The sequence below is a fragment of the Mesorhizobium sp. LjNodule214 genome (assembly GCF_964252735.1).
Taxonomy (GTDB): domain Bacteria; phylum Pseudomonadota; class Alphaproteobacteria; order Rhizobiales; family Rhizobiaceae; genus Mesorhizobium.
In genome coordinates this window covers 2,481,956-2,496,667 of sequence record NZ_CAXUPE020000001.1, presented here as the reverse complement: position 1 = coordinate 2,496,667, position 14,712 = coordinate 2,481,956, and the positions used below count along the sequence as shown (strand labels likewise).

The 14,712-nt window shown below is 64.1% G+C and carries 13 protein-coding genes and 1 riboswitch; of the genes, 7 read left to right on the top strand and 6 right to left on the bottom strand.

Translation table 11 applies throughout. The annotated features are described in order from the left end of the window. Positions 1-88: 88 nt before the first annotated feature. Both ACSQ3Z_RS11630 and ACSQ3Z_RS11625 read left to right on the top strand, forming a co-directional pair. Complete coding sequence (locus tag ACSQ3Z_RS11630) at positions 89-2,143, top strand: bifunctional aldolase/short-chain dehydrogenase (protein ID WP_436171408.1); 2,055 nt, start codon at positions 89-91, stop codon at positions 2,141-2,143. Between the two features lie 238 nt (positions 2,144-2,381). Further along, positions 2,382-3,452, top strand: a complete 1,071-nt coding sequence (locus ACSQ3Z_RS11625) for a D-alanine--D-alanine ligase family protein (protein WP_436171407.1) — start codon at positions 2,382-2,384, stop codon at positions 3,450-3,452. 70 nt (positions 3,453-3,522) lie between these two features. On the opposite strand, the gene ACSQ3Z_RS11620 is transcribed toward ACSQ3Z_RS11625, so the two are convergent. The 3 genes from ACSQ3Z_RS11620 to ACSQ3Z_RS11610 all read right to left on the bottom strand — a co-directional run bounded on the left by ACSQ3Z_RS11620 (position 3,523) and on the right by ACSQ3Z_RS11610 (position 7,197). Next, on the bottom strand, positions 3,523-4,575 hold the full coding sequence (locus tag ACSQ3Z_RS11620) for a substrate-binding domain-containing protein (protein WP_436171406.1): 1,053 nt from the start codon (positions 4,573-4,575) through the stop codon (positions 3,523-3,525). 48 nt (positions 4,576-4,623) lie between these two features. Then, positions 4,624-5,619, bottom strand: a complete 996-nt coding sequence (locus tag ACSQ3Z_RS11615) for an ABC transporter permease (RefSeq protein WP_436171405.1) — start codon at positions 5,617-5,619, stop codon at positions 4,624-4,626. Between the two features lie 66 nt (positions 5,620-5,685). Further along, the gene (locus tag ACSQ3Z_RS11610; protein ID WP_436171404.1) at positions 5,686-7,197 is read right to left on the bottom strand and encodes a sugar ABC transporter ATP-binding protein; all 1,512 of its coding nucleotides are present in this window, start codon (positions 7,195-7,197) and stop codon (positions 5,686-5,688) included. A gap of 136 nt (positions 7,198-7,333) precedes the next feature. On the opposite strand from ACSQ3Z_RS11610, the gene mtnK reads away from it, so the two are divergent. From mtnK to dhaL, 5 genes are all read left to right on the top strand, one after another. Beyond that, positions 7,334-8,605 (top strand): S-methyl-5-thioribose kinase, encoded by a 1,272-nt coding sequence (gene mtnK, locus ACSQ3Z_RS11605; RefSeq protein WP_436171403.1) that lies wholly within the window; start codon positions 7,334-7,336, stop codon positions 8,603-8,605. Beyond that, positions 8,602-9,696, top strand: a complete 1,095-nt coding sequence (gene mtnA, locus ACSQ3Z_RS11600) for an S-methyl-5-thioribose-1-phosphate isomerase (protein WP_436171402.1) — start codon at positions 8,602-8,604, stop codon at positions 9,694-9,696. Before mtnK ends, mtnA begins: the two co-directional genes overlap by 4 nt. Before the next feature lie 79 nt (positions 9,697-9,775). Next, positions 9,776-9,922: riboswitch (FMN riboswitch) on the top strand. A gap of 75 nt (positions 9,923-9,997) precedes the next feature. After that, positions 9,998-10,471: a 6,7-dimethyl-8-ribityllumazine synthase gene (locus ACSQ3Z_RS11595; protein WP_436171401.1), complete on the top strand. Its 474-nt coding sequence runs from the start codon at positions 9,998-10,000 to the stop codon at positions 10,469-10,471. Between the two features lie 68 nt (positions 10,472-10,539). After that, positions 10,540-11,553, top strand: coding sequence for a dihydroxyacetone kinase subunit DhaK (locus ACSQ3Z_RS11590; protein ID WP_436171400.1), 1,014 nt, complete (start codon positions 10,540-10,542; stop codon positions 11,551-11,553). Positions 11,554-11,561: 8 nt separating this feature from the next. Then, complete coding sequence (gene dhaL / locus ACSQ3Z_RS11585) at positions 11,562-12,200, top strand: dihydroxyacetone kinase subunit DhaL (protein ID WP_436171399.1); 639 nt, start codon at positions 11,562-11,564, stop codon at positions 12,198-12,200. A 200-nt stretch (positions 12,201-12,400) separates the two neighbouring features. Here dhaL and derI read toward each other — a convergent pair whose 3' ends face one another. The 3 genes from derI to ACSQ3Z_RS11570 all read right to left on the bottom strand — a co-directional run bounded on the left by derI (position 12,401) and on the right by ACSQ3Z_RS11570 (position 14,476). Then, the gene (gene derI, locus ACSQ3Z_RS11580) at positions 12,401-12,844 is read right to left on the bottom strand and encodes a D-erythrulose-4-phosphate isomerase (RefSeq protein ID WP_006201963.1); all 444 of its coding nucleotides are present in this window, start codon (positions 12,842-12,844) and stop codon (positions 12,401-12,403) included. A 26-nt stretch (positions 12,845-12,870) separates the two neighbouring features. Next, positions 12,871-13,629 (bottom strand): triose-phosphate isomerase, encoded by a 759-nt coding sequence (locus ACSQ3Z_RS11575; protein ID WP_436171398.1) that lies wholly within the window; start codon positions 13,627-13,629, stop codon positions 12,871-12,873. Positions 13,630-13,705: 76 nt separating this feature from the next. After that, complete coding sequence (locus ACSQ3Z_RS11570; protein ID WP_436171397.1) at positions 13,706-14,476, bottom strand: DeoR/GlpR family DNA-binding transcription regulator; 771 nt, start codon at positions 14,474-14,476, stop codon at positions 13,706-13,708. Positions 14,477-14,712 lie beyond the last annotated feature (236 nt).

The following is a 14,712-nucleotide window of genomic DNA, read 5'->3' as shown; positions in this document are numbered from 1 at the left end:
CACAATCCTTGCCGCCGGCGCATTGTCATCAAAGCGTCGCGGCATTCCTGTTCACAGCAACCAAACACAGCAAAGCGGACGAAGCGAAATGAAGAATTTGTGGAATGACGGCGACGCCGAAAAGATGGTTGCCGACTATGCGAAGAAGGGCGTCAGCCGCGATCTGGCGCTGCGCGTCTACACGACGCGGCTGCTCGGCGGCGAGCCGCGCCTTGTGCTGCATGGCGGCGGCAATACCTCCTGCAAGACCAGGGCCACCGATCTGGTCGGCGACGAGTGGGATGTGCTCTGCGTCAAGGGCAGCGGCTGGGACATGGCCGTCATCGAGCCGCAGGGCCTGCCGGCGGTCAAGATGGGCGCGCTCATCAAGGCGCGCGCGCTGAACAAACTCGGCGACGAGGCCATGGTCGCGCTGCAGCGGGCAAACCTCATCGACCCCGCCTCACCAAACCCGTCGGTCGAGACGCTGCTGCACGCCTTCCTGCCGCACAAATTCGTCGACCACACGCACTCCACCGCCATCCTCGCCATCGTCGACCAGGAAGACAGCGAGCCGCTGGTGCGGAAGGTGTTCGGCGAGAAGATGGGCTACGTGCCTTACATCATGCCGGGATTCGACCTGGCAAAGGCGGCGGGCGACGTCTTCGACGCCGACCCGAGCGTCGAGGGCCTGATCCTCGACAAGCATGGCATCTTCACCTTCGGCGACGACGCCAGGCAGGCCTACGACCGGATGATCCATTATGTGAATGTCGCCGAAGACTTCGTGGCGAAGAACGGCAAGCCGCATAGCGAAAAGGCCGCGCTGCCGGCGAAGCTGGCGAAGCCGCAGGACATCGCGCCGATGCTGCGCGGCGCGGTGGCAGTGGCGCGCGGCGAAGGTCGCTTCGACCGCATGATCAGCGACTTCCGCACCTCGGATGCGATCGTCGATTTCATCAACTCGGCCAAGATCGCCGACTATGCCGGCCGCGGCGTGTCGACGCCGGATCTGTCGATCCGGATCAAGACCGGACCAATGGCGGTGCCGGCGCCGGACGCCCGCAAGATCGGCGACTACAAGGCCGTCATCAAGAGTCACGTCGAGACCTTCGCCAAGGATTATCGCGCCTATTTCGAGACCAATGACGCGCTCGACGACGTCAAGCGCACCATGCTCGATCCGATGCCGCGCCTGACGCTGGTGCCCGGCCTCGGCATGTTCGGCCACGGCCGCACGCTGAAGGACGCCAGGATCGCCTCGGATGTCGGCGAGATGTGGATCGAAGCGGTGCGCGGCGCCGAAGCCGTCGGCCATTTCCACCCGCTGTCCAAGGCCGATTTGTTCCCGCTCGAATACTGGTCGCTGGAGCAGGCCAAGCTTGCCTCGAACAAGCCGAAGCCGCTGACCGGCCAGGTGCTGCTGGTCACCGGCGGCGCCGGCGCGATTGGCGCTGCGACGGCCAAGCTGTTCGCCGACAATGGCGCCCACGCCGTCATCGTCGATCTCGATCCGGCGAAGGCTGCGGAAGCGGCCAAGAAAGCCGGCAACGGCTCGATCGGCGTCGGCGCCGACATCACCAATGCGGCCGAGCTGCGCGCCGTCTTCGACAGAGCGGTCGCCGTCTTCGGCGGCCTCGACATATTGGTCTCCAATGCCGGCGCTGCCTGGGAGGGCCGGATCGGCGAGCTCGACGACGCCCTGCTGCGCAAGAGTTTCGAGCTCAATTTCTTCGCCCACCAGTCGGCGGCGCAGAACGCCGTGCGCATCATGCTGGAACAGGGCACCGGCGGCGTGCTCCTGTTCAATACCTCCAAGCAGGCGGTCAATCCGGGGCCGAAGTTCGGCGCCTATGGCATCCCCAAGGCGGCGACGCTCTTCCTGTCCAGGCAATACGCACTCGACTACGGCGCCCAAGGCATCCGCTCCAACGCGGTCAATGCCGACCGCATCCGCTCGGGGCTGTTGACTGACGCCATGATCGCCAGCCGCTCGGGCGCGCGCGGCGTGTCGGAGAAGGAATACATGTCCGGCAACCTGCTGGGGCAAGAGGTGACGGCCGAGGACGTCGCCCAGGCCTTCCTGCACCAGGCGCTGGCCGAGCGCACCACCGCCGACGTGACGACGGTGGATGGCGGCAACATCGCCGCGGCGATGCGGTAGCGGCAAGAAAATACCGGAACGGCGAAGAGCGGCCTGCGGGCCGCTTTTCTTTTTGCGCTCGAATCAGGGCTGTCTTGGAATCGTCGCTGTCGGGCCATCAAAAACCCCGTTTCGGACCGTTCCTGGCGGCTGGGACCTCCGCAATGATGCCGCTTGCAACATCGATCGCTTTTTTCACCAATCGCGGCACCGCCGCCGATTGTTCAGCCTTCAACCCCAGACCCTTTTGGAGACGTTCATGGTTGCGAAAAGATTGCGTATCGCTGTGCTGTTTGGCGGACGCTCGGCCGAGCACGATGTCTCCGTGCTTTCGGCGACCAACGTTATGCGCGCGCTGGAGCCGGCGAAATACGATGCCGTTCCCATCTTCGTCACCCGCGACGGGCAATGGCTGCTGAGCAGTTTCGAAGAAGGCACGCTAGCGACACCGTCTGTCGGTACGGAGCTCTGCCTGGTGCCGGGCGGGCATGGGCGGATGCTGGCGATCCCCGCCGGTGGCGTGCCTCACGACCTGCCTGTCATCGACATAATGTTTCCCGTGCTGCACGGCCTGCATGGCGAGGACGGCGCCATGCAGGGGCTGGCCGAGGTGGCGCGCGTGCCGCTCGCCGGCTGCGGCATCCTTGGTTCCGCGACCGCGCTCGACAAGGACATCGCCAAGCGGCTGCTGAAGGCAGCCGGGCTACCCGTCGCGCGCTCGGTGACGATCGATGAGGGTGCCGCACCTTCGCTCGCCGCGCTGGAAGCCGAACTCGGCCTGCCGCTGTTCATCAAGCCGGCGCGGCAAGGCTCGTCGGTCGGCGTCAGAAAAGTCTCGGCCAGCCAGGAATTCGCCGGGGCGCTCGCCGAAGGTTTTCAGCACGACCGCAAGCTTCTGGCCGAAGAGTTCATCCGCGGCCGCGAAATCGAATGCAGCGTGCTGGAGGACACGGAAGGCGGCCTGTTCGTCTCCCGCCCCGGCGAAATCGTGCCGGCCGAAAGCCACGGCTTCTACAGCTACGATGCCAAATACATCGACAAGGACGGGGCGGCGCTGAAGGTGCCTGCCGAGCTGCCACCGGAGATCGAAGACAGGATCCGCGAGACGGCGGCAAAGGCGTTCCGCGCGGTCGGCTGCGACGGCATGGCCCGCGTCGATTTCTTCGTCACGCCGGACATGGATTTCGTCATCAACGAGCTCAACACCATTCCCGGCTTCACCGACATCAGCATGTATGCCAAGGCGATGGCGGCAAGCGGCGTCAGCTATGCGGAAGTCATCGACCGGCTGGTGGCGTATGGGCTGGCGCGGGCCGGCCGATCCGGCTGAAGACGAAGCTGCGGCTGCAAACAAAAAGAGCGGCCCGCGAGCCGCTCTTCCTCTGCCGAAGGGCCAGGAATTACTTGGCGTTCGGGTTCGGCATCCAAGCCGGCATGGCGACATCGGCATGGGCGAACTGCGGCAGCTTCGCCGACAGGTCCTCCATGTTCTTGATGTCCTTGTCGATCAGATCCTTCTGGGTGATCAGCGTCGGCGGCACGATGACGTTGTGGCCGGGGTCTTCACCGGCCAGAAGCTGCGCCAGTGCGCGCACCGAGACCTGGCCGACGACGGCCGGGTTGGTGGCGGCGGTGGCCGCCCAGGCGCTGTCAGCCTCGCGCATGGCAGCAATGTCGGAGGTCGAGATGTCGGCCGAATAGATCTTGATGTCCTTGTTCATGCCGGCCTCGTCGACGGCGATCTTCACGCCCTTGGCGAACTCGTCGTAGGGCGCGAACATCACCTTGATATCCGGGTGAGCCGACAGCACCGAGCGCGCCTGGTTGGCGACCGAATTGGCGATCGGGTTGTCGAGCGTGCCGAACATCGCGACTTCGTTGATGCCGGAAAACTTCTTCTTGACGTCGACCCAGGTCTCGTTGCGGCGGTCGAGCGGTGCGATGCCGGCGACATAGACATAACCGGCCTTCCAGCTCTCGCCATTGTCCTTGACCGCCTGTTCGAGCGCCAGCCGCGCGAGGTCGCGGTCGGACTGTTCGATCTGCGGGATCTTGGGATTTTCGACATTGACGTCGAAGGCGACGACCTTGATGCCGGCGTCGACGGCGCGCTGGGCGGCGTCCTTCATCGATTCCGTCAGCCCGTGCTGGATGATGATGCCCTGGACGCCGAGCGCGATGGCCTGGTCGACCATGTCGGCCTGAAGGGCCGCATCCTGGCGGCTGTCGAGCACGCGAAGGTCGACGCCGAGCGCCTTCGACTGTGCCTCGACGCCGGACAGATAGGCCTGGAAAAAGTCGCCGGTAGAGAGATAGCGCACCAGCGCGATCTTGACGCCGGGCTTGTCGAACGGCGCCGGCTTGTCCGCGGCAAGAGCCGGCGCCTGCATCAGCATCGTGGCGCCGGCAAACCCGAGCGCCAGCTTTCCTAGAAGTCTTCTTGTGATCGTCACGTTGTTTCCTCCATTTGTTGAACCCAAAAATCTGCCCCGGTCGAAACCCTATCTCTTGCCCCTGCCGGAAAGGGCGAAGGTGAAGACAAGGGCAACGACGAGAACCACGCCCTTGACGAAATCCTGCGTGTAGTAAGGCGCGTTCATCATCGTCAGGCCCTGCAGCAGCACGCCGACGAACACAGCACCTACGGCGGTGCCGAAGGCGTTGGGCTTGGCGGCCCCGAGGACCGCGTAACCGATGAGTGCTGCCGCCACCGCGTCGAGCAGCAGATTATTACCCGAGGCGATGTCGCCGCGTCCAAGTCGTGCAGCGAGCAAAATCCCGCCGATCGAGGCAAAAACTCCAGAAATGACATAGGCCCAGATTTTGTATGCCTTGACAGGCGCGCCGGCGAGTTCGGCGGCCCGCTCGTTGCTGCCGACCGCATACATCATGCGACCGAAGCGGGTGTATTCGAGGAAGAACCAGATCAGCACGGCGAGTACGAGCAGGACGACGACCGATACCGGAATGAGGTTCGGGATGAAGAAGTCGAAGCGGTGGCGGCCGAGCGCCAGGAACGCATCGCCGAACTTGCCATTGGCGACCGAGCCGTCGGGCATGGTCATGCCGGTGGCGATCGAGCGGCCTTCGGTCGGGATGCGCTGCAGGCCGACCAACAGGAACATCATGCCAAGCGTCGCCAGCAGATCCGGCACGCGCATATAGACGATCAGCCAGCCATTGATGAGGCCGACGAGAACGCCGATCAGCAGGCAGGCGATGACCGCGACGACGGCGTTCTGTTCCAGCACCACCATCACGTAGGAGGCCGCCATCATGGCGCTGGTGGCGACCGAGCCGATCGACAGGTCGAAGCCGCCGACAACGAGCGTCGCGGTGACGCCGAGCGCCAGCACGCCGGTGATGGCGACGGACTGGAAGATGAAGACCGCACTTTGCGGCGAGACGAAACCGTCGGCGGCGACGGCGAAATAGGCGATCAACCCGAACAGAAGAATGAGGAAGCCATAGCGGATGGCATGGTCGCGCAGCATCATTCGGCGCTCCGGCGCGCTGCTGTCGTCTTAGCCCAACTCATACCTGCTCCGTTCCATGTCGTTGGTTCATGCCGCACTGTGCAGCGGGCCGCCCGCCACTTCAGCCAGCAGCCGCTCGAGGTCGATGTCGGCATTCCGGTGCTCGCCGACGATCGTCTGCTCCGACATCACCAGGATGCGGTCCGCCGTCTCCAGCGCCTCGTCGAGTTCGGTGACGAAGAGCAGCGTGGCACGACCGTCGGCGCTTGCCCTGAGCTTGGCGGCGATATCGCGCCTGGCCGAAATGTCGACGCCCTGGAACGGCTCGTCGAGGATGAACAGTTTTGCGTCCTGCGCCATCCAGCGCGCGACCATCACCTTCTGCTGGTTGCCGCCGGAAAGGGCCGACATCTCGTCCTTCTCGGAGCGGCAGACGATGCCCAGATCCTGGATCTGCCGGCGGGCGGTGGCGCGCTCGATGCGACGCTTGAGAACACCGAAACGCGACATGCGCTTGTGGAACGGCAGGCTGATGTTTTCCTGAATGTTGAAGCCGCCGACGATGCCGTTTTCGCCGCGGTCCTTGGCAACAAGGAACACGCCGGCCGCGATCGCTTCGCCCGCCGATCGAGGCGCGTAGGGCTTGCCGTCCATGGTCATGGTGCCGGCCAGCGGCTTGCGCACGCCAAAGAGTGTTTCGGCCAGCGCCGTCTTGCCGACGCCGACGAGGCCGGTGACGGCGACGACCTCGCCGGCGCCGAGCATCAGCGAGATCGGCCGCGCGCCTGGCGCAAGGCGCAAGCCTTCGACCGTCAGAACGGCATGCGCCGAATTGCGGGCGACGACGCGGTCGAGATGGATCTTGCGCCCGAGCATGGCGTTGACGGCGCCCTCATAGTCGAGCGGCTTCCGGTCGAACACGCCGCTGACCACGCCGTCGCGCATCGAGATGATGCGGTCGGCCAGCCTGCGGATGTCCGACATGCGGTGCGAGATGTAGAGGATCGCGACGCCCTGTTCGCGCAGCCGGTCGATCAGCGCGAACAGCCGGTCGGCCTCGACGCTGGACAGTGAGGAAGTCGGCTCGTCGAGGATCAGCACCTTCGGCCGGTGCGCCATGGCGCGGGCAATGGCCACCATCTGGCGGTCGGCCAGTGAAAGGTCGCTGATCCTGGCCCTGAGGTCGATCGCCAGACCCATGCGATCGGCGACGGCCTTGGCCTCGCGGCGCACGCGGGCTGGATTGAAGAATGTCGGTACCCCGCTGCCGCTCAGCCGGTCCAGCGTCAGATTGGTGGCGACGTCGAGGTCGGCGACGACGCCGTCATTGATGTTCTGATGCACGGTGACGACGCCGGCGCGGATCGCCTCTGCCGGAGTCTTCGGCGCGAAGTCCTCACCAGCGAGGCTCATCGTGCCGGCGCCGCGCTCGTAGACGCCACTGATGATCTTGACCAGGGTGGATTTGCCGGCGCCGTTGGCGCCCATCAGCACGGTGACCTCGCCCGCATGCAGCTCGACCGAGATGCCGCCAAGCACCTCGTTCTGGCCAAAGGATTTCCTCAGGCCGTCCACACGGAACACGGCACCATTGCCCATTCGTTCCTCCCTGACCGTGACGCTATGGGCTGTACCGGCAATTGTCAACACGATTGACAATTGCCAGAGCGCTACCTAGCTTGGCCCCGCCGCCATGCCTCCGTTATGTTCGGAGCGCATATGCGGGAGGATGACGATGACGCAGAAACTGCCGTTCGAAGCATTGTCGGTCGAAACGCTGCCGGCGCGCCTTGGTATAAACGAAGCGTTGTGCGCTCGGATCGGCAAGGACGCCGAAAGCTGGAAGGTGCGCGAGGTCGGCGACGGCAATCTGAACCTGGTGTTCATCGTCGAGGGCATCACTGGGGCGGCCGTCGTCAAGCAGGCCCTGCCCTATGTCCGGCTGGTCGGCGACAGCTGGCCGCTGCCGCTGAAGCGCTCCTTCTTCGAATATCATGCGCTGACCCGGCAGGAAGCGCGCGCACCGGGCTCGGTTCCCGCGATCTATCATTTCGACGAAGGCCAGGCGCTGATCATCATGGAGTATCTGTCGCCGCACATCATCTTGCGGCGGGCGCTGATCGAAGGCCGGCAATTGCCGAACATCGCTCGGGACATCGGCCTGTTCATGGCGCGAACCCTGTTCCGCGGCTCCGACCTCTCGATGGTGACCAAGGATCGCAAGGGGGATCTGGCGCTGTTCGCCGACAATGTCGAGCTTTGCGACATCACCGAGAACCTGGTGTTCTCCGACCCCTATTTCGACGCCAGGATGAATCGGCACACCAGCCCGCAGCTCGACAGCCTGGTGGCCGAGTTGCGCGCCGACCGCGACCTCAAGGTCGAGGCGCAGCGGCTGAAGCATCTCTTTGCCGCCAACGCCGAGACGCTGCTGCATGGCGATTTGCATTCCGGCTCGATCATGGTCACCGACCAGGAAACCCGGATGATCGATCCGGAGTTCGCCTTCTACGGCCCGATGGCCTTCGACGTCGGTATGCTGCTTGCCAATTTCTGGATGTCCTTCTTTTCGCAGCGCGGCCATGAGCAGAACGGCAAGCGCGACGCCATGCGTGCCTATCTGCTCGAAGTCACCGCAGAGACGTGGGCAGTGTTCCGCACCGAGTTCTCGCATCTATGGCGGACCGAGCGCGCCGGCATGCTCTACCAGAAGAGCCTGTTCGAGGATCAGGGTGACCTGCTCGGCGCAGAACAGGCGCTCGATCATGTGCTGCATTCGATCTGGACCGACCTTCTGGGTTTCGCCGGCATCGAGGTTCACCGGCGCATCCTCGGCCTCGCCCACAATGCCGATTTCGAGACCATTGCCGACGAAGACATGCGCGCCAGATGTGAGGCAAAGGCGCTGAAGTTCGGCCGCCACCTCGCTGTCAACCGGCGCCAGATCCACAGCATCGACGAGGTCAACACTCTGGCCGCGCTGATCGAACAGGAGAGCAGGATTTGAACGTCGGCGAGCGCCACTATCGCACCATCTGGCTGAGCGACGACAAGCGGTCGGTCGAGATCATCGACCAGCGCTGGCTGCCGCATGATTTCCGCGTCGAGACGATCGGTACGGTTGCCGGCATCGCCACCGCCATCCGCGACATGTGGGTGCGTGGCGCGCCGCTGATCGGCGTCACCGCCGCCTATGGCGTCGCCATCCAGATGACTGAGGACCCGTCGGATGCGGCCCTCGACGCCGTCTGGGAGATCTTGCACGAGACACGCCCGACGGCGATCAACCTGCGCTGGGCGCTGGACGAGATGCGGCGCTTCCTCAAGCCACTACCGGTTGAACAACGAGCCGAGGCTGCCTACCGCCGCGCGGCAGAGATCGCCGACGAGGATGTCGGTCTGAATCGCGCCATCGGCGAGAACGGGCTTGAGATCATCAAGGCGATCGCGGCGCGCAAGCAGCCGGGGGAAACCGTCAACATCCTGACCCATTGCAATGCCGGCTGGCTGGCGACGGTCGATTACGGCACAGCCACCGCGCCGATCTATCTGGCGACCGAGGCCGGCATTCCCGTCCACGTCTATGTCGACGAAACGCGGCCGCGCAACCAGGGCGCCCAGCTGACCGCCTGGGAGATGGCCGGCCACGGCGTGCCGCACACGCTGATCGTCGACAATGCCGGCGGCCATCTGATGCAGCGCGGCCAGATCGACATGGTCATCGTCGGCACCGACCGCACGACTGCTAGTGGTGACGTCTGCAACAAGATCGGCACCTATCTCAAGGCGCTCGCTGCCGCCGACAACGACGTGCCGTTCTATGTCGCGCTGCCCTCGCCCACCATCGACTGGACGGTCGGCGACGGTCTGGCCGAAATCCCGATCGAGGAACGCTCCGGCGACGAGGTTTCACTCGTCTGGGGCAAGACCGCGGCCGGCGATATCGCCCAGGTGCGCGTGTCGCCGGAAGCGACGCCGGCGGCGAACCCCGCCTTCGACGTGACGCCGGCACGGCTGGTCACCGGCCTGATCACCGAACGCGGCATCGCCAAGGCCTCTCGCGAAGGCCTGAAGACGATGTTCCCCGAGCGCGGCTGATTGGCAGATGGAACGGATTGTTGTTCCAACACGTGTCGGCAATTGACAGCAACGCACTGCCCTTCCATACAAACGCCGTCAATGTTCTCAGGGCGGGGTGAAAGTCCCCACCGGCGGTAAGGGTTTCGACCCAAGCCCGCGAGCGCTTTCCGCTTAGCCGGGAAGGTCAGCAGATCCGGTGTGATTCCGGAGCCGACGGTCACAGTCCGGATGGAAGAGAACGAACGGAAGACGGCCGCTTGCGCGGTTCGGATTCCGTATCGTGCGTCCTGATTCTGGTTCGAAACGGAAGGATGGACCCATGAATCAGCATTCCCCAAAAGACTACGAAATCATTCGCGTTGCCGTCATTCGCGCGCGCTGGCATGCCGACATCGTCGACCAGTGCGTGCACGCCTTCGAGGCCGAGCTTGCCGTTCTCGGCGGTGGCCGCTTTGCCGTCGATGTTTTCGACGTGCCGGGCGCCTATGAAATCCCGCTGCACGCCAAGACGCTAGCGGAGATCGGCCGTTACGCCGCGATCCTCGGCGCCGCCTTCGTCGTCAATGGCGGCATCTACCGGCATGATTTCGTCGCCGGCGCCGTCATCGACGGCATGATGAACGTGCAGCTGGCGAGCGGCGTGCCGGTGCTCTCGGCGGTGCTGACGCCGCACAATTATCACGACAGCGCCGAGCATCACCGCTTCTTCTTCGAGCATTTTCAAGTGAAGGGTAAGGAGGCGGCCAAGGCCTGCGTCGAGATTCTCGCCGCGCGAGAACAGATCGCGGCATAAGGTCCCCTGCCGGGTGGAAATCCCGGCAACGCCCGGTAATACCTGGGAGAATACCGAAAGTCGGGAGGATGCCGGTGCAGACCAAGAAGATCATCAATGACGGCAACCGCTCCGTCGACGAGATGCTCGAAGGGATCCTCGCCGCGCATCCTCGCCACCTCCTGAGCGTGGACGGCAGCCCGCGCTCGATCATCGCCCGTGACGGTCCACGTCCCGGCAAGGTCGGCCTCGTCATCGGCGGCGGCTCGGGCCACGAGCCGACCTTTCTCGGCTTCGTCGGCAAGGGGCTGGCGGATGCCGCGGCCATAGGCAACGTCTTTGCCTCGCCGCCGCCGGACCCGATCGTCGAATGCGCCAAGGCGGTCAGCGGCAGCGCCGGCGTGCTGTTCATGTATGGCAACTATGCCGGCGACGTGATGAATTTCGACATGGCCGCCGAGATGGCGGCGATGGACGACATCGAGGTGCGCACCGTGCTGACCACCGACGACGTCGCCTCGGCGCCGCGCGACCAGCGGGGCAAACGGCGCGGCGTCGCCGGCAATTTCTTCATCTTCAAGGCAGCGGGCGCGGCTTGCGACCGCATGCTTTCCTTCGACGAATGCGAGCGTATCGCCAGGAAGGCCAACGACCACACCTTCACCATGGGTGTGGCGCTGTCGCCCTGCTCGCTGCCGCAGACCCGGCGGCCGAATTTCGAGATCGGCGCCGACGAGATGGAGATCGGCATGGGCATCCATGGCGAGCCGGGCATTGCGCGCGGCAAGCTTAGGACGGCCGACGAGATCACCGACGAGATGCTGGACAGGATCCTTGCCGAGATGGCGCCGTCGCGCGGCGACAAGGTCGCCGTGCTCGTCAACTCGCTCGGCTCGACGCCGCTGATGGAACTCTACATCATGAACCGGCGGGTCAAGCAGAGGCTCGACGACATCGGCGTCTCTGTGCATGCGACCTGGGTCGGCAATTACTGCACCTCGCTCGAAATGGCAGGCGCCTCGGTGACCCTGGAGCATCTCGACGACGAGTTGCAGACGATGCTCGACCACCCTTGCGACTGCGCCATGTTCCGCGCCGGCTGAGGCAGACCATGACAGCCATAGACACGGCCCGGCTGAAGCACATGTTCGACGCCATCGCGGTGGCGATCGAGGCCGACAAGGACCGGCTCTGCCAGCTCGACGGCGTCATCGGCGACGCCGACCACGGCATTGCCATGGAGCTTGGGTTCAATGCGGTACGCGATGCGCTGGCCGCGCTCGACCTTGCGGCGACCGAGCCGACGGCGCTGCTGAACACGGCGGCAAAATCGTTCCTCAATGCCGTCGGCGCCTCCTCGGGCCCGCTCTACGCGACGGCATTCATGCGCGCTGCCGCCGCCGTCAAGGGCAAGGCGGCGCTGGAGAGTATCGACTTCATCGCCCTGTTCCAGGCGATGGCGCAAGGCATCCAGGATCGCGGCAAGGCCGAGATCGGCGAAAAGACGATGATCGACGCCTGGCAGCCGGCGGCCGAAGCGGCGGCCGCCGCGCATGCCGCCGGCAAGACCCTGGCAGAAAGCCTTGATACCGCACTGGCCGCGGCCGAGCGTGGTGCGGAAGCGACCAAGGACATGATCGCCGCCAAGGGCCGCTCCTCGCGGCTCGGCGAGCGCTCGCTCGGACACATCGATCCGGGCGCGGCGTCGGCCGTGACCGTCATCGGCGCGATGCGAAACAGCCTGACCTAGAGCGGTTCGGCTTTTGAAAGAACCACCGACCCGCTCTAAGTATTTGTTTTTACGCAATTCCGGACGGAAAACCGCTACGCACTTTTCCTGGAATTGCTCTAGAGCGGTTCTGCTTTTGATTGAATCGCAGATCCGCTCTAAGTATTTGTTTTTACGCAATTCCGGACGGAAAACCGCTACGCACTTTTCCTGGAATTGCTCTAAGCCTGTTTCGCGTCGTCCAGGCGATTGATCGCCTGGACGTTGCCGGCCGACGGGCCCTTCTCGTCGAACTCCGAGGCCAGCCAGGTATCGACAATTGCCTTGGCCAGTTCCGGACCGATGACGCGGGCGCCCATGGTGATGATCTGGGCGTTGTTGGATTTCGCCGCGCGCTCGGCCGAATAGGTATCGTGGGTGAGTGCGGCACGAATGCCCGGCACCTTGTTGGCCGAAATCGAAACGCCAATGCCGGTGCCGCAAAACAGGATGCCACGGTCGTTCTCGCCGTCGACGATCGTCTGCGCGAGCTTCTGCGACAGGTCGGCATAGTAGCCAGCCTGGCTGAGATCGCTGACCGTCAGGCCGGATTTGGTGGCGAGGTGGGCGGCGATGACGTCGAGCAGCGGCTTGCCGGCGCTGTCGGCTCCAATGGCTATTTTCATTTCTTGTCCTTTCCTATTCGATGGATTCAGATCGCTGCTGACGCGCGTTGGAGGATGTCGATGTAGCCGTCCGCCTGCCAGGCCGAGCGGCCGATGAACAGGCCGTCGACATGCGGCTGGCCGATCAGCTCGGCGGCATTTTGCGGATTGACGCTACCGCCATAGAGCACCGGCGGCACGGAGGGCAAAAGGCTGCCGGCAACCTGCTTGATCAGCGCCTGCTGCCTGTCGGCATAGTCTGAGCTGGCCGGAATGCCCTTGTCGCCGATCGCCCAGACCGGCTCGTAGGCGAACAGGATTGTTGCGCCCTTCGCCTCGCCCTCGAGGAATTGCAGCGCGCCTTGCACCTGCGCGGTCAACACCGCATCGGCGCGCCCGCTCTCGCGTTCGGCAAGCGTTTCGCCGACGCAGATCAGCGGAATCAAATCGTGCTTCACGGCAGCCGCCGTCTTCAGACCGACAGCATGGTCGGTCTCACCGAAATGCTCACGCCGTTCGCTGTGGCCGAGTTCGACCAGATCGAGCCCGCAATCGGTCAGCATCACCGGCGAGATCTCGCCCGTCCAGGCGCCGGCATCGGCCCAATGCATGTTCTGGGCGCCGACCTTGATGCGCGTCGACGACAATGCCGCCTTGACCTCGCGCACCGCCGTGAACGGCGGAATGACGAAAGGCTGGATGCGCTCGTCGAAACCCGGCACGAACGCGGCCAACGCCTTGGCGAAATCGAGCGCCTCGGCGAGCGTCTTGTTCATCTTCCAGCTTGTACCGACCCAGTAGACCACGCGTACTGCTCCTTGATCTCTCTGTTTTGACGCAATTCCGGACGGAAAACCGCTTCACACTTTTCCTGGAATTGCTCTAGTCCTTGTTGCCAACCACCGTCAGCGAAACGCCGGCCCCATCCAGCGCTTCGCGCACCTGCGGTTCCAGCTCGCGACCCGTGAAGACGGTATCGAATGCCCTGAGATCGGTGAGGAAATGCAGCGCGGTGCGGCCGAACTTGCCGTGATCGACCAGCAGATATTTGCGCGCCGCGACAGCCATCATCGTCCGCTTGGTCTGCACCACTTCCTGGTCCTGGTGAAAAGCCGACGCACCGTGGATGGCGGACGAAGACAGGAAGGCGACATCGGCGCGCAGCGATTTCAGCATGTCCTCGGTCAGCAGGCCGAAGAAGCCATGGAACTTCTTGCTGTACTGGCCGCCGAGCGCGATCAGCGTGATGCCGCCGACGCCAGCCAGCTCCTGGATGACGGCCAGATTGTTGGAGATCACCGTCAGCGGGCGAAAATCAGCGAGGCGACCGGCAATGCCGCCCGCCGTCGAGCCGTCATCGATGATCACAGTCTGGCCCGGCTCGATCATCGCTACCGCGGCAGCCGCCAGGCGCTGTTTTTCCTCAGCCGCCTGCTTTTGCCGGTAGCGGAAATCGCTCTCGAACAGGCCGCTCGGCTGGATCGAAGCGCCGCCGCGCACCTTGCGCAGGAAGCCGCTTTCCTCGAGTTCGTCGAGGTCGCGATGGACGGTCATCTTCGATACGCCGAAGCGCGAGGCAAGGTCGTCGACCGACGCCGTGCCGGCGTCCATCAGAAAATCCATGATGCCCTGGCGGCGGCCGTCGCTCTTCATTCCGGCGCTTTCTCGCGCAACAAGCTGCGCGTTGAACCACGATCCGATATATAACGCCGGAAAAGCGCGTTTGCACCAAAATTTTTGTGATAATGTTATATTTCTCTGGGATATCGATCCGCCTGTGATTGCGATCCTGTAACAAGAATTGCTTCGGACGCGCGGTCCACAGGTTGCGGTCCGGCGGAAATCCGGCCAGAAGCATCAACGGGCTGGACGACGATCGGCCAGCCAAC